Raw genomic sequence first — 19,400 nt, 5'->3', positions numbered from 1 at the left:
TTTAAATGACCCAAGGTTCGCGCATGGAGCGGGACAGCAGCCCGTCGGCAACAGGATCGCCGATGAACTCTTCGATTTCGGGGTTCCATTTGAGCTTGCGACCGGTGTAGATCGCGATTTCGCCAAGCAGGCCGGCGCTGATGGAGCGGTGGCCGACTTCCGCCGGGCAGATCGTTTCCTTGCGGCTGCGGATGCAGTCGAGGAAGTTCTTGTGGTGGTCGCGGCTTTCGTAGAGATGGATTCCGTTGGAGGGGATCGGATCTTTCAGGATGCTTGGATGGCTGGCCACGATCTTGGTGCGGGTGACCTGGATCCAACCTTCTTCGCCCACAAACCGGACGCCGGTCTGATGTTTGTTGGAAACGTTGATGTGCTCGCCTCCGGCATACTTCAAATCAAAGTCGAATTCGGTGATGACATTGAAAAAGTCGTGGTCGGCAAACTTTCCGGTGCCCGAAACTTCTACGGGACCGGTGCGGTCGAGGCCGAGGCCCCAGTGCGAAATGTCAATATTGTGTCCCGACCAGTCGGTGATTTGTCCGCCGGAAAAATCGCGCACCCAGCGCCAGTTCCAGTGGGGGCCGCCGTTTTTAAAGTCGCGGCAAGGTTGTTCTGGAGCCGGGCCAAGCCACATGTCGTAGTCGAGTCCTTCGGGAACGGGGACCGGTTTGGCCGAACCGCCGCCATAGCCGCCGGGCAGGCCGGCTTCCGCGCGGACGACTTTCCCGATGCGGCCGTTGCGGGCCAGTTCGCAGGCCATGCGGAAACGGGAGTCGGAGCGCTGTTGGCTGCCGGTCTGCCAGATGACGCCGTTGCGCTCGACGGCATCGACGATGGCGCGTCCTTCTTTAATGGTGCGGGCGAGCGGCTTTTGGCCATAGATGTCTTTTCCGGCATTGGCGGCGGCAACGCAGATGATGCCGTGCCAGTGGTCGGGCAGGGCGTGGAAGACGGCGTCGATGTCGTCGCGGGCGAGCAGTTCGCGGTAGTCGTTGTATTCCGCGCAGTCGGTGTTGCCGTATTTGTTGTCGATGGTCTTTTTGGCTGTAGCGCGGTGCTTTTTATCGACGTCGCAGACGGCGAGCAGGCGGGTGCCGCTGGCATTCAGGAATCCTTTCAGGTTGCCCATGCCCATGGAGCCGGTGCCGATGCCGCCGATGGTGATCTGGTTGCTGGGGGCTGTTGCGCCCAGCACCGTGGAGGGCACAATCGCCGGGAAACCCGCCGCCACGCCCAAAACTGCCGAGGATTTCAGCAGGTTTCTTCTGGATGGATGAATTTTCATAACGTTCTCATTTCCTTTCAAAAAAGAAATCAGACGGATCGGTCTGATCCGCCTGATCTGAGTCGGGACTTATGGTTTTTAGTTGTCGAAGGCTTCGTCGAAGACGCGGTCCGATTTCGGGAAGTCGACCTGTTTGGTGAACGCACACGATTCGGTTGCGCCGTGAACGCGATCCATCATGGCATCTTCCCACTCAACGGAAAGCGGGCCGTCGTAGTTCTGTGCATTGAGCGTGCGGATGATGTCTTCGAAGTTGACATCGCCGCGGCCTACGCTGCGGAAATCCCATCCGCGGCCCGGCGTGCCGAAGTTCAGGTGCGAACCCAGAATGCTGCTTTCGCCGTCGAGCGTAACGGAGCAGTCCTTCATGTGGACGTGGTAGATGCGATCCGGGAACGCCTTCAGGAATTTGACCGGATCAACGCCCTGCCACTCGAGGTGGGAAGGGTCAAAGTTGAAGCCAAATGCCTTGCGGTTTTTAACGGCGGCCAGCGCGCGGCGCGCGGTGACGATGTCGAACGCGATTTCGGTCGGATGGACTTCGAGCGCGAACTTGACGCCGACTTTGTCGAACACGTCGAAAATCGGATTCCAGAGCTTCGCGAATTGCTTGAACCCATTCTCAATCATCTCCTCGGAAGCCGGCGGGAAGGAATAGATCATGTGCCAGATGGAGGAACCGGTGAACCCGTTCACGACGCTCACGCCCATGTTGGCCGCGGCTTTCGCGGTGTTCTTCATGGTTTTGACGGCCCACTTGCGCTGCCCTTCGGCGTCGCCCGCGAGTTCCGGCGGAGCAAACATGTCGGAGCGGCCGTCGTTGTTGAGGTCGCAGACGAGCTGTCCGGCGAGGTGGGCGCTGATCGCGTGGCATTGCAGCCCGTGAGAGGCCAGCAACTCGAGTTTGTCTTTACAGTATTTTTTCGATTTAGCGGCCTTTTCGACGTCCATATGGTCGCCCCAGCAGGCGAGTTCGAGGCCGTCGAAGCCCATTTCTTTGGCCAGCGGGGCCAGTTCTGCAAGCGGCATGTCCGCCCATTGTCCGGTGAAAAGTGTTACTGGTCTGCTCATAACTTTGGTCTCCTAGTTGGAAGGTTCCTAGTGCTTGGTTCTTGGCGCCCGATTGACTAAGCACCAAGAACTCATCCACTAAGCACTAAATTACAGTTTCGTCCACGCAGCGTTGTTCTTGCTGCTTTCTACTACGGCTTCGATGAATTTCATGCCGAGAACGCCTTCTTTGATGCCCGGGAAATCCTTTTCGACGTCGGTCGGTTTCTTTTTGGCATTCTTTGCGCGGATGGTGTCCGCGAAGTTGCAGTAGTTGTTTGCGAAGGCTTCGAGGAAGGCTTCCGGGTGGCCGAAGGGCAGGCGCGTGGCCCGGCCGGCGGCTTCGGACTTTTCGCCGACATAGTCGTTGCCGCGCTTCCAGATCTGGGTCGGTGCGCCGAGAGAGTCGACGTAGAGCCAGTTCGGGTGTTCCTGATGCCATTCAATGCTGCCGTCTTCGCCGTGGATCCAGATGGCGAGGTTGTTTTCCTGGCCGATCGAAACCTGGCTGGCGTGCAGCAAGCCTTTAGCGCCCTTGCTCAAACGAAGCAGGCAGCTGCCGTCGTCGTCGAGTCGGCGGCCCTTGACGAAGGTCGTCAGGTCGGCGGCGATTTCCTTGATGGCCAAGCCGGTGATGTATTCGGCGAGGTTGGCGGCGTGGGTTCCAATGTCGCCCATGCATCCGGCGGCGCCGCTCTTTTTCGGGTCGGTGCGCCATTCGGCTTGCTGGGAACCTTCTTTTTCCGCGGCGCGGGCGAGCCAGCCCTGCGGGTACTGGACGATGACCTTGCGGATCTTGCCGATGTCGCCCTGCTTGATCATGTCCTTGGCGAGCTTGACCATCGGATAGGCCGTGTAGTTGTGCATCAGGCCGAAAACCTTCTTGGATTTCTGGACAGCCACTTTCAGCTCTTCGGCTTCGGCAACGGACAGCGTCATCGGCTTTTCGCACATGACGTTGAAGCCGGCTTCCAGAAATGCCTTGGCGATCGGAAAGTGGGTGTGGTTCGGCGTGCAGACAGAAACGAAATCGATGCGTTCGTCTTCCGGCAGCGCCAGCTCCTTCTCGATCATAGTCGCAACGTCGCCATAGACGCGCTTTGGATTGATCGCTAGTTCCTGGCCCATCTGTTTTGATTTTTTCGGGTCGATATCAAAGGCGCCCGCGACGATTTCAATTTGGCCGTCGAGGCGGGCCGCTTTGCGGTGTACATCGCCGATGAAGGCGCCGGGGCCTCCACCGATCATTCCCATACGTAGTTTTCTGTCCATGGTTAACTCCTGTAGTAGTTTAAAAGGTTATTCGGCCACCGCTTCAATGGTCTGGGGCGCGGGGGTTTCCAGTGCGGTATCGGCGGGGCCTTTCACGTAGTGCAGGCCGATGGCCAGCAGGGCGAGAGCGGCGCAGGCCGGAAGCAGCAGTTTGAGGCTTTTCTGGATGGTCGAGTTGCCCGCCATGTTGCCGATCGCCTTCGGAACGATTACGCCACCAGCCAGGCCGACCGCGAAGATGATGCCGAAGAGGCTGCCGCTGCCTCCGCCAAACTTGGCGAACGTGACGCCGACGGTGGTGGGGAAGGCGGGGGCGAATATTAGCCCGGCCGCCGCCGCCAACGCGTACGCCGCCTTGGAGCTCTTCGTTCCGGTCATGATGACAATGATTACTGCGGCCAATACCGCGGCGCCCGCGATGAGCCAGCCGCCAAACTTGGTGATGCCGGAAAAGCTGGTGATCAGCCGGCCAGCCATCATCGCGATAGCGAACGCGGAGAGCAGTCGGGCGGCCGTGGCGTCCACTTTCTCGGAGTCCATGTCCGGGTTTTCGTTCGCGAGGACTTCCTTGCCGAACGGCGCGAGCCAGTTGCAGAAACTGGATTCAAGCGCGATATAACAGAACAGGATGAAGGCCGCCAGTATGGTGGCGGGTTCCTTCAGCAGACCGAACGCGTCGCCAAGGGCGAAGCCGGCTGGCGCTTCTGGATATTTGGCGATGACAGCGAACGCAAGTGGAATAAGGATTACAATGCCGAGCGCGGATACGGCTTTCTCGTAGGATACCTTGTTAAAGAGAAAGCTCACCAGAAACGGCGTGAGGAACAGGCCGAGGCCGAAAAATACGTTAACCAGATTGTTGGCCGACGCCATGTCTCCGTCGAACATCTTGCTCACTACGGCGGTACCGAGCACGTTGCCGGTTGTGTTGCACGCCATCGCTCCCACGCCCAGCAGGATGCAGGCGATCAAGCCGGGGCCGAAGCTCTTGGCCTTCGCGAGCAATAGGATGGCCGCCGCCGCCGCCACAAAGCCGGTGATCGCAACGGTCTTGTAGCCCAGCGAATCCATCATTACGCCCACAACGAGCGATGCGATTAGGCAGGCGAACATGAACGCCGAGATCATTGTGCCAAACTTAGCTTGGTCAATGTTCATGCGCGGCATCATCTTTACCGCGATTGATCCGAGAACGGCGAAACACATGCCCAATCCGAATGCACCACTTAGTCCAACCACCTGTGTCCAGATATTATAATCCATAACCTAATTCTCCCTTGTACTTAACACATCCTCAATACATGCGGAGCCTATCCGCAATAAGCCTACAAATTAATTAAATTACCGCAAACTGTCTTGTAGATGATCTGCTCATAATTGTATATTTTCGGCATAAATAGAAGGGCACGCAAAATGGACTCAGTTAGTTATAAAGCCGGCTTTCTTGCACGGATGCACAGCCCGCAGCAAATGCAGTTGTTGTTCAACCATCTGCCGGACGTTTATTTCTTTGCGAAAAACCGCGAGGGCAGGTTCGTGATGGGCAACGACCATTTTGTGCGGCAGTGCGGGGCCACCACCGAATCCGACATTATCGGAAAGACCGACTTCGACTTTTTCCCGCTGGGCCGTGCCGAAAGCTATGTGCAGGACGACAACTATGTGATGGAGACGGGGGAAAGCATTATCGACCGCGTCGAGCTGGCTCCGGATCCCGGAAACTCGATCAACTGGTTCATTACCTGCAAAGTGCCCGTCTATTCCATCGGCGGGGAGATCATTGGTCTGGCCGGTACAGCCCGCGACATCACCCGCGCCGGTCTTGCACTGCGCCCCTATACGGAGATGCGGGCGGTCCTCGAGTTTGTTCGCGACAACTATTCGCGCCCCATTGAAATCAAGGAGCTGGCAGCTCTGGTACATCTTTCGATCAGCCAGTTTGAGCGCCGGTTCCGCAAGGTGTTCCAGATTTCGCCGCTCAAGCATATTATGAACGTGCGCATCCGCGCCGCCAGCCTGCGCCTGACCGCCAGCAACGACACCATTGCAACGATTGCACTCGACTGCGGCTTTTACGACCATTCGCACTTCACGCGCAACTTCCGCAAGATCATGGGGGTCTCGCCCAAGGAATACCGCAAGCAGTATGTATCCTGAATAAAAATGCATGTAGGCGGCAACGGGCATTAGTTTAAGGGAATGAGGGATTGGCGCGGCGGCTGCGGCTCCCTATAGTGCGTTAAATTCTTGTTAGGAAATTTCCGTGATCGACTTGCATGTACATTCCATTTATTCCGACGGCACCAGCACGCCGGCGGAGCTCGTTGCGCTGGCTCAAAAGCGCGGACTTTCGGCCATGGCGCTGACCGATCACGACACCGTCGCCGGTATTCCTCCCTTGTTGGAGGCCGCCAAAGATTCAACCGTTGAAATTGTTCCAGGCATCGAGCTGAGCGCCGAATGCGCGCGCGGCACCATGCATATTCTCGGCTATTTCATCGACTACACCTGCGAAGTGCTGCTCGACAAGATCAAGACGGTTCAGGCCGGGCGCGAAAAGCGAAACGTTGAAATCCTCAAAAAGCTTAACAAGCTGGGCTATGTTCTCTTGTGGAGCGATGTGCAGCAGGAGGCCGGCGAAGACGTGGTTGGGCGCCCGCATTTTGCAGCGGCGCTGGTGGCCAAGGGGCATGTGAAGACCCGCAAGTCCGCCTTCGACCTTTTATTGGCCAAGGGGCGTCCAGGCTATGCGGAGCGCGACCGCTACAGCGCAAAAGAGTGCATTGAGCTCATCCGGGCATCCGGCGGCGTATCCGTGCTGGCGCATCCCGCTACGTTGTATTTGCCCGACGACCAGCTCAAGGGCGTGGTCGCCGGCTTGGCGGCGCACGGCCTCGGCGGCATCGAGGCCCATTACGCCGAACAGCATCCTGAAAACATCGCCAAATATGTCGCCATGGCCAAGGAGTACGGTTTGATCTGCACCGGCGGCACCGACTACCACGGCAAAAACACCCCCGACCTCCGGCTTGGCATAGGTTTCGGCCGGCTGCACATTCCCGACGTAGCGCTCGACCAGCTCAAAGCCGCGGCCGGGAAGCGGTAGCGACGGATTTCACTCCGGGGTTCTCTGCCGCCAAAGCTCCGCATCGGAATGCGACGCCGTGTTGGCTACAGCAGCGAACCCGCCAGATCGGCCAGCTCGGAACGCTCGCCTTTGGTGAGGTTGACGTGCGCGTAGAGGCGTTGCCCCTTCATCTTTTCAATCAGATAGCTCAGGCCGTTGGAGTGGCTGTCGAGGTAGGGGTGGTCGATCTGGAAGATGTCGCCGGTGAATACGATTTTGGTGCCCTCGCCGGCGCGGGTGATGATGGTTTTGATTTCGTGGGGCGTAAGGTTTTGCGCTTCATCGACGATGAAAAAGGTGTTCACGAGGCTGCGCCCGCGGATGTAGGAGAGCGGCTCGATGACCAGCTTCCGGTCTTCCACCAGCTTGGAGACTTGGTTGCGCTTGATGTCGCCCTGCGCGTGTTCAATGACGCCGAGATTGTCGAAGAGCGGCTTCATGTAGGGGTCGAGCTTCGAGTGGATGTCGCCGGGCAGGAAGCCGATGTCTTTGTTGCTTAAGGCAACGATGGGGCGGGCCATGAGAATCTGGCGGTAGCTTTTCTTGCGCTTGAGCGCGCCGGCGAGCGCAATCAGGGTTTTTCCGGTGCCGGCCTTGCCGGTCAGGCTAACCAAATGGACGTTTTCGTCGAGGATGGCGTCGAGGGCATAGGTCTGTTCTGCGTTGCGCGGTGTGATGCCAAACGCCGGCACTTTGTCGACATGCTTGATGAGGTTGAGCTCGTCGTCGTAGACGGCCAGAGCGGACTTGCGTTCACCACGCAGGATTAAATATTCATTCGGCAAAAGCGGCGGTTCGATTTTTAGTTCGCCCGACGGGAATTCGTAGGGCGGCATGTACATCTTGGTGATGAGCTCGGGGTCGACCTCTTCCACGATTCGCGTGCCGGTGTAGAGTTGCTGCACGTCGGAAACGTGGTCGTTTTTGTAGTCCTGCGCCAGCAGGCCCACAGCCTTGGCCTTCATCCGGAGGTTGACGTCTTTGGTGACCAGGCAGACGACGCGGTCGGAGAATTCCTTAGCGACTTGGTAGCCAATGTTGAGAATGTGGTGGTCCGGTTTTTCCGAGGAAAAGTTGGCGGCGATGCTTTCATCGAAGGAGGGGTCGAGCTTGATGCTGATCTTGCCGAGGCCGTGGCCGATGGCTACGCCGCCGTTGAAGAGTTTGTCGCCGCTGAGCGAGTCGAGGGTGCGGGAAAATTCCCGAGCGTGGAAGTTGAGCGAATCGTTGCCTTTCTTAAAGTTGTCCAGTTCTTCGAGGACGGTGATGGGAACGACTATGTCGTGTTCGCCAAATTGGTGGATGCAGGTGCTGTCGTGGAGGATTACGTTGGTGTCGAGGACGAAGATTTTCTTATTGCTGGAACTCATTCTGAGGCTGCCCTTTCATGGTTTTGGTTAGGTTGTAGTATTTCGCCAGTTGCAGCGCTTTTGTTCCTCCTTTCTGCACCGCGTTTTTTTGTTCAGCGCCTACCAGCTTCCATGCTCTGGAAGCGACAGCGTCTACGCGCTGAAACCAACGAGATTTTGCTTTGCGGGCGGAGTCAAGTCAACGCACAAATGGTGTGGCAGGGGGTGGAGATGCACAACATATTGTGTACAAGGGGGCTGCATTTTCATTTTTTTCCACGAATGAGGGTCATTTAAAAAAATGGCTGATGGCGAGGCGGTTTTTGGCGATGAAGCGGTAGAGTGCATCGAAGCAGGGTCGCAGCACTGGCCAGCCGGTTGGAGCGGCCAGCCAGCCCAGTCCGATTTCTTGATAGGCCTTCCGGATGACTTCCATTTGGCTGATTACCCGTCCATCCGGGAGCAGGGCATGGATTTGCTTTTCAAGTGTTTCTATTGGAACTCCGGTTGCCAGAGGCTCGAAGCCTGCTGCGCGAATGTCGGAAAAATGCAGCTTCCCATGGCGGTCCCGCCTTTTCAGGAACGTGGCTTTACGGCAGCACATGGGGCAGTTGCCATCATAGAGAATCGTTATGGAATGGTCGTTAGACACGGTTGAACCGTGCACTTTTGAACGGGAGAATGAAAGCAATATGACGGGCCGGAGCTCTTGACCATTTCTTGTAAACCCTGTAAATTATTGACAAATCAGTGGTTGGCACGGATGGGGTATGGAGGAAAAATGAATACTTTGGCTATTGTGATTGCTTGTGGAAAAGAAGAGGAAATTGGCTCGGGGACGGAAGCAGCTTTTCTTACCTTGGGCAACGGACCGGTTTTAGCCCAATCCTTGAGGACTTACGAAGAGTCCGGGATGGTCGATAGCGTGATCGTGGTGGTGAGCAAGGATCGGGTTGAATCGACCATGCAGGTGGTTAAGCGCTTTGGATGCACCAAGGTGATCGGCATTGTGGTTGGCGGGGTCAACCGGCTCAGTTCGCTACGCACCGTGTTTTCCAAACTGCCGGAACCGGCATCGACCATCATTGTTCAGGAAGCGTCGCGTCCGTTTGTTTCGCAGGCGGTGATTGAAGAGACGGTGAAGGCCGCCAAGCGCTATGGATGCGCGATTGCGGCGCACCGGTTGCCGGACGCCGTCAAGGTGGCGCCCAAAGGGCTCAAGCCCGAAGAGACACTCGACCGCAATACGGCCTGGGTGGCTCAAACGCCTCAGGTGTTCCGTTCGGAAGTGCTTGAAAAGATCGCTGATGTAAAAAACAAAGGCGTGAAACTAATCGACGACGAGTCGGAATGGGTGGTCAAGCCTTCGGAGGTACATCTGGTCGAGGCGGGATACCGGAACATGAAAATCCGTTCTTCGGACGACCTCGCAATGGCTACCGCGATTCTCGCCACGCTGCGCCGCTAGCGGCCGTCGGAAAGGCGCAAGGCATTCCGGAAGGGCAGGTTGGCCGCGCGGATCTTTTGCTGGGTGGTTTCGATGTCGTATTCCACGCGCCGGATCGTGATGCTTTGCTCTTCTAGATCGTAGATCACATAGGCCGCCTTCGGATTGCGGTCGCGCGGTTGCCCAACGCTCCCCACATTCACCAGATACTGCATGCCCGGTCGGACTTGCACTGTGTCGTAAAAGCCTTTGTCGATGGATGACGCACTCTTGATGAAGGCCAATGGTACGTGGGTGTGGCCGAAAAAGCAGACTTGGTTGAATTGGTTCCGGAAGTTGGCGTCGGCGGCCTTGCGTTTGAAAATATAGTTCCAGCGGTGCGGGTTGCTCAAAGAGCTGTGCACGATGGTGAAGTTTTCAATGTCAATGATCAGCGGAAGGTGGCGCAGGTATTTGCGGTCGAACGGGGAGAGTTGCTTGCGCGTCCATCGAATGCTCTTTTGAGCCAAGGGAGTGAACAGCTCCATGGATTCGGTTCTGGCGGCGTAATAGTCGTGGTTGCCCTGTACCGCCGTGGCTTTGAGGGTCTTGATCAACTGCAGGCAGGCCTTGGGGTCTGCATTGTATCCCACCAAGTCTCCCGTACAGGCATAGTGGGTCACGCCCTGCTCTCCGGCATCTTCCAGCACCGCCTTAAGCGCTTCTAAATTGGCGTGAATGTCTCCTAAAATGGCATACTTCATTAATACGAAATCCCAAATCCGCTAAACTCGTTCCGCGCCGGCGTCCAGCGTACTTCATCGCGGACAATGTGCCGGCCCAGATTGGAGCCCCGGATTGCATTCAAAAAATCAATCAGTTCCTCTTCGCCGCCTTCAGCAACCAGCTCGACATCGCCGTCCATCAAGTTGCGGACAAAACCCGTCACCTGATACTTCCCGGCAATATGGCAAACCGTCCATCGAAAACCGACGCCCTGAACCCTTCCGGAAAACAAAACCAGCATTCGCTTTGTTGGATTAACCGGAACCATGCCGATGTTATAGACCAATTCAGACGGGCCGCAAAGTTCCAATGGAGGTAAAAAGACTACGCGGTGCGATGTGCACCGCATTTGATCTGGAACATGCAGATGCTGCCGGCAACGGCGGCGTTGAGCGACTCGCACTCGGTTTCCAGTGGAATCGTGATTTTCAGTGTCGCGCGCTGCATCAGTTTGTCCGACACGCCGTGGGCCTCAGAGCCGACAACAAGCACCGTCTTTTCGGGGAATGCAGTTTCGTACAAATTCTGGCCGCCAAGCCCGGTGGTCGCGCAAAGTGCGTAGCCGGTTTCGGCCATCCGGTCGAGACCGGCGTCGGAAACATTCCACAGCTGGGTAAAGGCCAGCGTGCCCATGGTGGAGCGGACCGTCTTGGGATTGAACGGTTCAACGCAGTCGCCGTAGAGCAGGATGCCGGCGAACCCCGCGCCGACGGCCGAACGGATCAGTGTGCCGAGGTTGCCGGGGTCGCGGATGTTGTCGAGCAACAGATAGTGCCCTGCATCGGGGTCAAATTTGAAGGGGGCGGGGAAGCGGCGGACAATGCCCAAGATTCCTTGGGCGTTGCGCACGTCGGAAACTTTTTCGAAAAGCGGCGCGGGCAGTGCAACGGTGTCGATGGCGTTGGGCAGGCGCGGATCGCTCTTCCATTCTTCGGAAACGACCAGCGTTTCCAACTGGTATTGCCGGGGTTCATGCTTCAGCAGCGTGTCGATGCCCCGCCAGCCTTCGATGATGAATTCGCCGCTTTCCTGGCGCGTCTTTTTGGACGTTCCGAGCGCGCGCAGGTGTTTGACGAATGGATTGGCGGCTGATGTGATTTCGCGGATCATGGCTTCCGATTTCCCAACTTCTTAATGACCGGTGCTTGGAAAGTAGCGGACGGATGATTAGCATAGCGAGAATTTTGCGGAAGAAACCCTATGGATATAAACGAACTCGTCAGCCTCCCTGCCCAAACCTCCATTGTACCCAACGCGTTGCTGCGCGACTACACCACCTTTCAACTCGGTGGCGCGTGCCCGGCGCTGATCGACTGTCCCGATGCGGATGCGCTGGCCTCCGCTGCTCAATGCTTAGTGGCGGAAGGGGTGGAGTTCATGGTGATCGGCCAAGGCTCCAATCTGCTGGTGTCGGACAAGGGATTGGATCTGGTCGTGCTGCGTTATTGCACGGAAGACCCTGCCGCTGAGTTCGACGGCCTGCGTGTGCGGGTTTCGGGAAGCACGCTGTTCGACGACTTGGCGAGGCTGGCCATCGAGCAGGGCGTGGGCGACCTTTCGTTTTGCAGTGGAATTCCCGGGACGGTCGGCGGTGCAATCGCCGGCAACGCCGGTGCATTTGGCCGGCAGATCGGCGATGTGGTTGAATCGGTCGATCTGCTCGCTCCCGACGGGTCACGCCATGAGGTTCAAGGGGCGGAACTGGGCTTTGAATACCGTTCTTCGGTTTTGAAGCAGACCGGGGCGGTCGTGCTTAATGCCGTATTGAAGCTGGAAACGTGTGATATCGAAACGATGACCGCCGAGCGCGAGCGCATCATGGAATTGCGCAGGACGAAGCACCCCAATTGGCGGGCTTCCCCCTGCGCGGGCAGCGTCTTCCGCAATGTGGAGCCGACCTCGGCCGCCGACCGCCGGCAGGCGGCGGGCTGGTTTCTGGAGGAGGCCGGTGCCAAGAATTTTCATGTTGGAGGCGCGAGGCTGTTCGAAAAGCACGCCAACATTATTGTGGCCGATCCCGAAGCGACGGCGCAGGATGTTTTTGCGCTGACCGAAAAGATGATTGCCGCCGTGCGTGAACGGTTTGGCTTTGAACTGGAGCGCGAAATCAAGCTGCTTGGAGAATTCTAATGGAAAAGATACGGATTGGCGTGAGCATGTGTTTGATGGGCGAGCCGGTGCGCTACGACGGACAGCACAAACATGACAGCTACATCACTGGAACGTTGTCGCAGTGGTTTGAGTTTGTGCCGGTCTGTCCGGAATACGAATTGGGGCTTGGCGTGCCGCGCGAATCGATGCGGCTGGAGGGCGCTCCCGAAAACCCGCGGCTGGTCACCAACAAAACCAAGCGCGACCTGACGGAGCCGATGCTGGCTTGGTGCTCGAAGCGCGTTGAGGAGCTGGTGTCGGAAAACCTGTGCGGCTTCATTTTCAAGAGCAAGTCGCCCAGCAGCGGTATGGAGCGGGTAAAGGTTTATCAAAAGAACGGCATGCCGGTGAACAAAGGGCGCGGCCTCTTTGCCAATGCGTTCATGGAGCGCTTTCCGCTGCTGCCGGTCGAGGAGGAGGGGCGCCTGCACGACCCCGGTCTGCGGATTAATTTTATCGAACGGGTTTTCACGCTGATGCGCTGGCGCGAAATGCTGGGTGGTGATTCCACGCGGGGCGGGTTGGTCAAGTTTCACGAACGGCATAAATATTTGATTATGGCGCACAGCATCCCGCACTACCGTGAACTGGGGCGCATTGCGGCTGAATTGAAAGGGCGCCGGCTGCCGCAGGTTCAGGCTGAATACTACGCCAAGCTAGTGGAGGCGCTGCGCCTGTCTGCGACGGTGAAGAAGCATGTGAATGTGCTGCAGCACATGGCCGGTTATTTCAAGAAGCAGCTTTCGGCGGATGAAAAGCAGGAGTTGCAGGAGCTCATCGGGCAGTACCACGACGGATTTGTGCCGCTGATTGTGCCGGTTACGCTCATTAATCATTTTGTCCGGAAATACGGCGAGGACTATCTGACCGGCCAATGTTATTTGCATCCGCATCCCGCCGAACTGCAGCTGCTCAATCATGTTTAGCAAGCGGTAGCGCTTGCAAGGCAAAGGCGACCAAGGTACTAGTCGATTCGTAATGACAGCCGATGTTCAGGAATCAGGAAAAAAGGAAGCGCCTTCCAAACCAAAATGGAAGGGCTCGGAAGTGCGTCCATTGACGACGGACGAGCGCGCGTCTTTCATTATTCTATCGCTATACATGGCCGTCTTCTGCATCTGCATGTTTGTCTATTGGGATTCGCTGGTGCTGAAAATCGCCGGCGTCACGGTGGGTTCGGCGGGGGTGTTTCTGTTCGTCGCCGCTTTTTTCAATACGGAGGCACCGGAAAAAAGCCATTCGATACATCCGGTGCGGTCGTATTTGTTCAGCTTTTTCTTTGTGCTCGCCAGCCTGTTCACCTTGCGTTTTCTGGGCGGGCTCATCACCAACTTCATTGCGTCGGTGGTGGTGCTCTATGCCGGGTTGCTGGCGTCGCTGATCCTTTTCCGCAAGGCGATGGTGCAGGTGGTCACGGCCATGCTGGCGATCGTCTTTCTGTTTGTCACGGTGCATAACTGGCATGACGTGCTCGGGGGGCGGTTTGGCTTCAAGGATGCGGTGCGCCAGTGCGGACAGGCCGTCTTCCGCATTGGACCCATCCAGGACGTCGCCAACATGCTTATTGCCGGAACCTACGTGACCTATCTCGGGCGGGTCGACTACCGCGACGAGCAGATCAATATTCTGGCGATACGGCAGGTGCTCAATTGCAGGGATGACGAGCTGCTCAAAACAAAGGCGCTGCTCGATTTCGTCAGCAACGAAATCCACTATGTTTCCGATCCGGACGACGGCTTTGAACACGCCAAGGACCCCATCAACACGCTCATCGCCGGCGGAGGCGACTGCGAAGACCAGACGCTCGTGCTCTGCTCGCTGCTCGAGTCTGTCGGCGTCAAAACCTACATCGCCTTTACCGACGAGCATGTGTTTGCCTTGGTCCGCTTTTCGGGGGATTATCCTAAATTGCCCGCCACGCCGCATGTGTTCATTGACGGACGGCCCTGCTACGCCCTCGATCCGGCGGATCCAGGCGCGGTAATTGGATTCAGCTCCGCGGCACCTGAACAAATCAAGCGCGTGTTTGACGTGCGGCGCAAGAGCATCGAGCGTTTTTCGTTGCAACCCAGCGAATAATCGCGTTTCCATGCCATGGAATTGATGCTAGAACGTCTCCAATCATTGGAAGGAACGAGATTATGCCCATACGTGAATACGCCGCAGTAGACCCCAAGAAATCCTGTCGCCATTGCAAAGAAGGCTTCGAAGAGGTTGAAAGCATGGAGGCGCCAGCGCGCGCAACCTGTCCGCGCTGTGGCGGCAAGGTGCAGCGCCAGCTCTCCGCGCCCAGCGTCGGGGGCTCCAAAAGCGGCCTGCACGACCGTGCAAAAAACGCGGGCTTCACCACCTATGAAAAACTCGGCAAAGGCGAGTACGAAAAAAAATATTAAATGGACAAGCTCGACGGTCAGATTGAACGGGTCGTTTTCCGCAACGAGGAAAACGGCTTTTGCGTTTTGCGCGTAAAGGTGCGTGGACACAAGGAGTTGATCACGGTCACCGGAACGGTGCCGACGGTCAATCCTGGCGAGTGGATGGCTGGCGACGGCGAGTGGTTCACCGACCCGCGCCACGGCCGGCAGTTCAAGGCCGAAAAAATGCGCATGTCCAAGCCCGATACACTCGAGGGCATCGAGAAATATCTCGCCTCCGATTTGGTGAAGGGCATCGGCAAGGAATACGCCAAGCGTCTCGTGCAAACCTTCGGACGCGACGTATTTGACGTCATCGAAAATTCTTCCGGCAAGCTGCTGAAGGTCGAGGGCATCGGCAAAGGGCGCAAGGACAACATTAAGAAGGCGTGGGATGAGCAGAAGAGCATTCGGCAGATTATGGCGTTCCTCTTCAGCCACGGCATCAGCACTGTACGCGCCTTCCGCATTCACAAGATCTATGGCGAGAAGGCCATCGAATTCGTCCAGCGCGATCCCTACTGCCTGGCGCGCGACATCCGCGGCATCGGCTTCTTGATTGCCGACCAGATTGCGATGAAGCTTGGCATCGCCAAAGATTCTGACCTGCGTGCCCGCGCCGGCCTCGAATTCTGCCTTGGCGAGATCACCTCCAACGGCCACTGCGCCTATGTCCGCAACGACCTGCTTTCGCGCACAGGTGAACTGCTGCAAATCGACCTCGAAATCATTGCGCGCGGGCTCGACTATTCCATCGAAGCCAAGCGCCTGATCCAACGCGCGGACTTCCAGGGGCGCGATCTGATTTATCTGCCCAAGCTCTACTTTGCAGAAATTGAGCTGGCCAAGCGGCTCCAGACTTTGGGCAAGGGCAAACACCCGTGCCCCGCGGTCGATTTTGAAAAAGCGCTCGCCTGGGTGCAGCAAAAGAGCGGCATCACGCTGGCCAACGCGCAGCGCAACGCGCTCAAAACGGCGGTGCAGTCAAAAGTGATGGTGATTACCGGCGGTCCCGGCGTGGGGAAGACCACGCTGGTCAACTCCGTGCTGATGGTGCTCAAGGCCAAAAAAATGCGCGTGGCGCTCTGCGCCCCGACCGGCCGTGCCGCCAAGCGCATGGCTGAAACCACCGGCATGGAAGCCAAAACCATCCACCGCCTGCTGCAGTTTAATCCTGGGACCGGCGGGTTCGTCCATTGCGCCGATAAGCCGTTGGAGTGCGACGTGCTCATCGTCGATGAATCGAGCATGATCGACGTGGTGCTGGCCTCGCAGTTGATGGACGCCGTTCCGCTGCACGCCGCCGTTGTGATCGTCGGCGACGCCGACCAGCTCCCATCGGTCGGCCCCGGTCGGGTGCTGCAGGACATCATCCGCTCCAAAACGATTCCAGTGGCACATCTTGACGAGGTTTTCCGTCAGGCAGCCACGAGCCGGATCATCACCAACGCCCACTTGATTAACCGCGGCAAAATGCCGGAGTTTCCGGAGGAGGGCGAAACGAGCGACTGCTATTTTGTCGAGGCCGACGACCCCGTCAAGGCGCTCGCGCTGGTGGGCAAAATGGTGAAGAAGTCCATTCCCCAAAAGTTTCATTTTAATCCGCTCGACGACATTCAGATTCTCACGCCGATGCAAAAGGGCGAGCTCGGCGCGCGCAACCTCAACGTTTCGCTCCAGCAGCTGCTGAATCCGCGGGGCGACGAAGTCGAACGCTTCGGCATCACCTACCGCACCGGCGACAAGGTGATGCAGACGGAAAACGACTACGACAAAGATGTCTACAACGGTGATATTGGCCGTATCGTTTCCATTAAAACCGAAGAGTCAGAACTCGTCGTTGATTTTGATGGGCGCAAGGTGGTCTACGATTTCCGCGAGCTTGACGAGCTGGTTTTATCCTATGCCATCACGATCCACAAAAGCCAGGGAAGCGAATATCCCTGCGTGTTGATTCCGATGCACACCCAGCACTATGTGCTCTTGCAGCGCAGCCTGATCTACACCGCGCTCACGCGCGCCAAAAAGCTCGTCATTGTGCTCGGAACCAAGAAGGCGCTCAATTTGGCCGTTACCCGCTCCGAATCGCGCGACCGCACCACTACGCTGTCCGAGCGCCTGAAGGAATACGCTTAAATAATTCCTTCTCGGCCCAGCTCGCGGAAGATGCGGTCGATTTCGGCGTGGGCAACTGCGATGAATTCTTCGTAGTCGGCCGTGTTCTGGCCGGTGGGGTCGGGAATGTCGCAAATGTCTTTAGTATCGCCGTGCCAGAGATATTCCGTCAGCAGGAAGGTTTTGTCTTTCGCCTTCGGGAAGTGTTCAAGCAAGGCGTCTTTCTGCCATTGCTCCATCAAAAGGATGACGTCCGCCTGTTTGACTAGTTTTTTGGAAAACGGATCGGAGTGGTGGCTTCGCAGGTTGAAGCCGTTGACCTTGGCCACGTGTTTGACCACTTGGCTAGCGGAACCTCCGCTGCGTGCCTTCACGCCGGCCGAAAGGATCCTGATTTTTTTGCGGGCGTAGGGGAGGTGCTCTTTAAGGTAGTGCTCCATATAGCCGTGCAGGTAGGCGCTCCGCGTAATATTCGCCTTGCACGCCACCACGATGGTAAACTTTTTATTGAATAATCCCATGCGAGCAATCTAAGAGCTTTGGTTCAGCATGGCAAAGCAAAGGTGCTCGCCATTTTATTCCAAACACGGGAAACTGCGTGTTATGAATTTAATCCTTTTGCAACCCAGCGATTTTGTTGACGACAGAATGGCTGAGCTTTTCGACGAGCGCGCGCAGCATATTCGCAAGGTGCTCAAGGCCGAGCCGGGGAAGCGGCTGCGGATCGGCCTGCTAAACGGTCCGCTGGGCGTCGGCACGGTTCTGGCGGTCGATAAGCACGGGGTGTGCATCAACTGCGCGATGGAGGAGAAAGATCCTCCGCAACCGCGCATCGATCTGTTGCTGGCGATGCCGAGGCCCAAGGTATTGAAGCGGCTGTGGGCTCAGCTGGCGGCGCTCGGGGTGGGGCGCATTGTGCTGGTGAATGCCGACAAGGTGGAGCGCTGCTATTTCGACAGCCACGTGATTGATCCAGACTTCTATAACAAGCTGCTGATCGAAGGCTTGCAACAGGCGCGCTGCACGCATCTGCCCGAGGTACTCATCCGTCCGCGATTCAAGCCGTTCATTGAAGACGAGTTCGACGGTCTGTTTACCGAACATGTGAAGTTGCTGGCCGACCCTTCCGGCGAAAAGAGGATGGACGGATTTGACTTTGACGCGCACCGTGTTCTTCTAGCGATCGGCCCAGAAGGCGGATGGACCGCCTATGAGCTGGAAAAACTGCAGGCGCATGGATTTCAACTCTTTGGGATGGGCAAGCGCATTCTGCGCACCGATACTGCATGCATAGCTTTGGTTGCGGAAGCCAATCAGTTGGCCGCTGATTCCGTCACACCTGCGCAGGTGTGACGGTTGGTTTGTCACACTTGCGCAGGTGTGACGGATCGGCTATAAACAACTTCATGAATACGCTCCCTCTATGGAAAAGGTGTCGCGTTTTATCCAGTTCTCTAAGGTTGGAAATGCTGGCATGCTTCAAAAAATATCCGCGCCAATGTGTTAAGGGCGTTGCGGACCGGTTGGTTGTGGCTGGCGATGTGTCGAGCAAGAACTTGCAGTTGCTTTATTCTGCTGGCTTCTTTGAACAGGAGCGTGTTGGTAAGTTCTTGTTTTATTCCTTGGCCGATGAGGATGATCTGTTGGACGAGGTGCTGCGCTTGGTGGCGTTGGATCAAGCAAACTATGACGGCATTATTTATGAATTAACGGCGATGACGCATGAGCGGCGTATTCGAATCGTTGCCGCGTTGGAGGGGCGTCCTCTGGAGTTTAATGAGCTGTGTTTTCGAACTTGTATCTCTAGGCTGGCCATGGGGAGGCAGCTCGATAAGCTGATTCGAAGGGGCTTTGTGCAGCAAGTTGAGCAGAAGTGCTCTTTAGTGATCCCCGATGATGCATTGGGGAAGAAGCTGGTCGAGTTGGCATTGAAATCTGTCACACCTGCGCAGGTGTGACGAGTGAAAGGGATAGCATGAAGAATTTTATTAAATGGGTTGCGGTTGGATTTGGCACCGGTTGGAGCCCGATTATGCCGGGAACGGTAGGTACGCTGGTCGGGTTGCCGTTGGCGTGGGGATTGATGTTCCTGTATGAGAAGCCTTTGTTGCAGTCGGTGATTTGCATTGTACTCACCTTGATTTCCATTCCGATCTGCGGGATCGCGGAGGAAATGATTGGCGGGAAGGATCCGGGCTGCATTGTGGCGGATGAATATTTGACGCTTCCGATCACCGTGATTGGCCTGACCTCGCCGTGGGCGTTGCTAAGTGGCTTTGTGTTGCACCGCATTTTCGACATCACCAAGCCACCGCCCATCAAACAGCTGCAGCACATCCACGGTGGATTCGGGATCACGATCGATGATTTTCTTGCTGCCCTGATCGCCCTCGGCCTGAACCACTTGTTGTTTTATTTCATCTAG

At 56.8% G+C, this 19,400-nt stretch carries 21 protein-coding genes; 11 read left to right on the top strand and 10 right to left on the bottom strand.

From position 1 onward, the window contains the following. Nucleotide 1: 1 nt before the first annotated feature. The 4 genes from SCARR_RS10865 to SCARR_RS10850 all read right to left on the bottom strand — a co-directional run bounded on the left by SCARR_RS10865 (nt 2) and on the right by SCARR_RS10850 (nt 4,870). Entirely contained in the window at nt 2–1,285 is a 1,284-nt protein-coding gene (locus tag SCARR_RS10865; RefSeq protein WP_136062161.1) for a Gfo/Idh/MocA family oxidoreductase, read from the bottom strand. Nucleotides 1,286–1,363: 78 nt separating this feature from the next. Next, on the bottom strand, nt 1,364–2,356 hold the full coding sequence (locus tag SCARR_RS10860; RefSeq protein WP_136061604.1) for a sugar phosphate isomerase/epimerase family protein: 993 nt from the start codon (nt 2,354–2,356) through the stop codon (nt 1,364–1,366). 90 nt (nt 2,357–2,446) lie between these two features. Beyond that, on the bottom strand, nt 2,447–3,607 hold the full coding sequence (locus SCARR_RS10855) for a Gfo/Idh/MocA family protein (RefSeq protein WP_136061603.1): 1,161 nt from the start codon (nt 3,605–3,607) through the stop codon (nt 2,447–2,449). Nucleotides 3,608–3,634: 27 nt separating this feature from the next. Beyond that, a complete protein-coding gene (locus SCARR_RS10850) occupies nt 3,635–4,870 on the bottom strand; it encodes an MFS transporter (protein ID WP_136061602.1) in 1,236 nt (411 codons plus the stop codon). A 150-nt stretch (nt 4,871–5,020) separates the two neighbouring features. Between SCARR_RS10850 and SCARR_RS10845 the strand changes: the two genes are divergently transcribed. Further along, nucleotides 5,021–5,764: an AraC family transcriptional regulator gene (locus tag SCARR_RS10845; protein WP_136061601.1), complete on the top strand. Its 744-nt coding sequence runs from the start codon at nt 5,021–5,023 to the stop codon at nt 5,762–5,764. Between the two features lie 106 nt (nt 5,765–5,870). After that, nucleotides 5,871–6,713 (top strand): PHP domain-containing protein, encoded by an 843-nt coding sequence (locus tag SCARR_RS10840; RefSeq protein WP_168433235.1) that lies wholly within the window; start codon nt 5,871–5,873, stop codon nt 6,711–6,713. Between the two features lie 65 nt (nt 6,714–6,778). Here SCARR_RS10840 and SCARR_RS10835 read toward each other — a convergent pair whose 3' ends face one another. Both SCARR_RS10835 and SCARR_RS10830 read right to left on the bottom strand, forming a co-directional pair. Further along, on the bottom strand, nt 6,779–8,104 hold the full coding sequence (locus SCARR_RS10835) for a PhoH family protein (RefSeq protein ID WP_136061599.1): 1,326 nt from the start codon (nt 8,102–8,104) through the stop codon (nt 6,779–6,781). A 268-nt stretch (nt 8,105–8,372) separates the two neighbouring features. Continuing rightward, nucleotides 8,373–8,735 carry a thiol-disulfide oxidoreductase DCC family protein gene (locus SCARR_RS10830; RefSeq protein WP_136061598.1) on the bottom strand — a complete coding sequence of 121 codons (363 nt, stop codon included), beginning with the start codon at nt 8,733–8,735 and terminating at the stop codon, nt 8,373–8,375. A 129-nt stretch (nt 8,736–8,864) separates the two neighbouring features. Here SCARR_RS10830 and SCARR_RS10825 point away from each other — a divergent pair, with 129 nt between their 5' ends. Further along, nucleotides 8,865–9,551 (top strand): IspD/TarI family cytidylyltransferase, encoded by a 687-nt coding sequence (locus SCARR_RS10825; protein ID WP_168433234.1) that lies wholly within the window; start codon nt 8,865–8,867, stop codon nt 9,549–9,551. On the opposite strand, the gene SCARR_RS10820 is transcribed toward SCARR_RS10825, so the two are convergent. From SCARR_RS10820 to SCARR_RS10810, 3 genes are all read right to left on the bottom strand, one after another. Next, complete coding sequence (locus SCARR_RS10820; protein WP_136061596.1) at nt 9,548–10,273, bottom strand: metallophosphoesterase family protein; 726 nt, start codon at nt 10,271–10,273, stop codon at nt 9,548–9,550. The two genes, SCARR_RS10825 and SCARR_RS10820, sit on opposite strands and share 4 nt — an antisense overlap. Continuing rightward, nucleotides 10,273–10,536: an acylphosphatase gene (locus SCARR_RS10815; RefSeq protein WP_222846262.1), complete on the bottom strand. Its 264-nt coding sequence runs from the start codon at nt 10,534–10,536 to the stop codon at nt 10,273–10,275. The genes SCARR_RS10820 and SCARR_RS10815 overlap by 1 nt, the downstream gene beginning before the upstream one ends. An 83-nt stretch (nt 10,537–10,619) precedes the next feature. Next, nucleotides 10,620–11,405 (bottom strand): TrmH family RNA methyltransferase, encoded by a 786-nt coding sequence (locus tag SCARR_RS10810; protein WP_136061595.1) that lies wholly within the window; start codon nt 11,403–11,405, stop codon nt 10,620–10,622. Between the two features lie 90 nt (nt 11,406–11,495). Between SCARR_RS10810 and murB the strand changes: the two genes are divergently transcribed. From murB to recD2, 5 genes are all read left to right on the top strand, one after another. Further along, nucleotides 11,496–12,425 (top strand): UDP-N-acetylmuramate dehydrogenase, encoded by a 930-nt coding sequence (gene murB / locus SCARR_RS10805; RefSeq protein ID WP_136061594.1) that lies wholly within the window; start codon nt 11,496–11,498, stop codon nt 12,423–12,425. Next, a complete protein-coding gene (locus SCARR_RS10800) occupies nt 12,425–13,372 on the top strand; it encodes a YbgA family protein (RefSeq protein WP_136061593.1) in 948 nt (315 codons plus the stop codon). Before murB ends, SCARR_RS10800 begins: the two co-directional genes overlap by 1 nt. 52 nt (nt 13,373–13,424) lie before the next feature. Continuing rightward, nucleotides 13,425–14,525 carry a DUF998 domain-containing protein gene (locus tag SCARR_RS10795; RefSeq protein WP_136061592.1) on the top strand — a complete coding sequence of 367 codons (1,101 nt, stop codon included), beginning with the start codon at nt 13,425–13,427 and terminating at the stop codon, nt 14,523–14,525. Between the two features lie 62 nt (nt 14,526–14,587). After that, nucleotides 14,588–14,839 carry an FmdB family zinc ribbon protein gene (locus tag SCARR_RS10790; protein ID WP_136061591.1) on the top strand — a complete coding sequence of 84 codons (252 nt, stop codon included), beginning with the start codon at nt 14,588–14,590 and terminating at the stop codon, nt 14,837–14,839. Continuing rightward, complete coding sequence (gene recD2 / locus SCARR_RS10785) at nt 14,840–16,996, top strand: SF1B family DNA helicase RecD2 (protein ID WP_136061590.1); 2,157 nt, start codon at nt 14,840–14,842, stop codon at nt 16,994–16,996. Here recD2 and SCARR_RS10780 read toward each other — a convergent pair. Next, nucleotides 16,993–17,496: an arsenate reductase/protein-tyrosine-phosphatase family protein gene (locus SCARR_RS10780; RefSeq protein ID WP_136061589.1), complete on the bottom strand. Its 504-nt coding sequence runs from the start codon at nt 17,494–17,496 to the stop codon at nt 16,993–16,995. The genes recD2 and SCARR_RS10780 overlap by 4 nt on opposite strands. Nucleotides 17,497–17,578: 82 nt before the next feature. Here SCARR_RS10780 and SCARR_RS10775 point away from each other — a divergent pair, with 82 nt between their 5' ends. The 3 genes from SCARR_RS10775 to SCARR_RS10765 all read left to right on the top strand — a co-directional run bounded on the left by SCARR_RS10775 (nt 17,579) and on the right by SCARR_RS10765 (nt 19,400). Beyond that, nucleotides 17,579–18,328 carry a 16S rRNA (uracil(1498)-N(3))-methyltransferase gene (locus tag SCARR_RS10775; RefSeq protein ID WP_136061588.1) on the top strand — a complete coding sequence of 250 codons (750 nt, stop codon included), beginning with the start codon at nt 17,579–17,581 and terminating at the stop codon, nt 18,326–18,328. Between the two features lie 113 nt (nt 18,329–18,441). Continuing rightward, nucleotides 18,442–18,933 (top strand): helix-turn-helix domain-containing protein, encoded by a 492-nt coding sequence (locus SCARR_RS10770; protein ID WP_136061587.1) that lies wholly within the window; start codon nt 18,442–18,444, stop codon nt 18,931–18,933. Between the two features lie 17 nt (nt 18,934–18,950). Further along, complete coding sequence (locus SCARR_RS10765) at nt 18,951–19,400, top strand: phosphatidylglycerophosphatase A family protein (RefSeq protein WP_136061586.1); 450 nt, start codon at nt 18,951–18,953, stop codon at nt 19,398–19,400.

This window comes from Pontiella sulfatireligans (assembly GCF_900890705.1).
Taxonomy (GTDB): Bacteria; Verrucomicrobiota; Kiritimatiellia; order Kiritimatiellales; family Pontiellaceae; genus Pontiella; species Pontiella sulfatireligans.
Note: the sequence above shows the minus strand (reverse complement) of the source record. Positions and strands in the feature narration are given on the sequence as shown.

What these genes read in the sequence shown, in the direction of transcription:
- SCARR_RS10800 (WP_136061593.1), top strand. Translation starts at nt 12,425, where the DNA reads ATGGAAAAGATACGGATTGGCGTGAGCATGTGTTTGATGGGCGAGCCG.
- SCARR_RS10795 (WP_136061592.1), top strand. Translation starts at nt 13,425, where the DNA reads ATGACAGCCGATGTTCAGGAATCAGGAAAAAAGGAAGCGCCTTCCAAA.
- murB (WP_136061594.1), top strand. Translation starts at nt 11,496, where the DNA reads ATGGATATAAACGAACTCGTCAGCCTCCCTGCCCAAACCTCCATTGTA.
- SCARR_RS10845 (WP_136061601.1), top strand. Translation starts at nt 5,021, where the DNA reads ATGGACTCAGTTAGTTATAAAGCCGGCTTTCTTGCACGGATGCACAGC.
- SCARR_RS10790 (WP_136061591.1), top strand. Translation starts at nt 14,588, where the DNA reads ATGCCCATACGTGAATACGCCGCAGTAGACCCCAAGAAATCCTGTCGC.
- SCARR_RS10825 (WP_168433234.1), top strand. Translation starts at nt 8,865, where the DNA reads ATGAATACTTTGGCTATTGTGATTGCTTGTGGAAAAGAAGAGGAAATT.
- SCARR_RS10855 (WP_136061603.1), bottom strand. Translation starts at nt 3,607, where the DNA reads ATGGACAGAAAACTACGTATGGGAATGATCGGTGGAGGCCCCGGCGCC.
- SCARR_RS10770 (WP_136061587.1), top strand. Translation starts at nt 18,442, where the DNA reads ATGCTGGCATGCTTCAAAAAATATCCGCGCCAATGTGTTAAGGGCGTT.
- SCARR_RS10780 (WP_136061589.1), bottom strand. Translation starts at nt 17,496, where the DNA reads ATGGGATTATTCAATAAAAAGTTTACCATCGTGGTGGCGTGCAAGGCG.
- SCARR_RS10765 (WP_136061586.1), top strand. Translation starts at nt 18,951, where the DNA reads ATGAAGAATTTTATTAAATGGGTTGCGGTTGGATTTGGCACCGGTTGG.
- SCARR_RS10850 (WP_136061602.1), bottom strand. Translation starts at nt 4,870, where the DNA reads ATGGATTATAATATCTGGACACAGGTGGTTGGACTAAGTGGTGCATTC.
- SCARR_RS10865 (WP_136062161.1), bottom strand. Translation starts at nt 1,285, where the DNA reads ATGAAAATTCATCCATCCAGAAGAAACCTGCTGAAATCCTCGGCAGTT.
- SCARR_RS10860 (WP_136061604.1), bottom strand. Translation starts at nt 2,356, where the DNA reads ATGAGCAGACCAGTAACACTTTTCACCGGACAATGGGCGGACATGCCG.
- recD2 (WP_136061590.1), top strand. Translation starts at nt 14,840, where the DNA reads ATGGACAAGCTCGACGGTCAGATTGAACGGGTCGTTTTCCGCAACGAG.
- SCARR_RS10815 (WP_222846262.1), bottom strand. Translation starts at nt 10,536, where the DNA reads ATGCTGGTTTTGTTTTCCGGAAGGGTTCAGGGCGTCGGTTTTCGATGG.
- SCARR_RS10835 (WP_136061599.1), bottom strand. Translation starts at nt 8,104, where the DNA reads ATGAGTTCCAGCAATAAGAAAATCTTCGTCCTCGACACCAACGTAATC.
- SCARR_RS10810 (WP_136061595.1), bottom strand. Translation starts at nt 11,405, where the DNA reads ATGATCCGCGAAATCACATCAGCCGCCAATCCATTCGTCAAACACCTG.
- SCARR_RS10820 (WP_136061596.1), bottom strand. Translation starts at nt 10,273, where the DNA reads ATGAAGTATGCCATTTTAGGAGACATTCACGCCAATTTAGAAGCGCTT.
- SCARR_RS10775 (WP_136061588.1), top strand. Translation starts at nt 17,579, where the DNA reads ATGAATTTAATCCTTTTGCAACCCAGCGATTTTGTTGACGACAGAATG.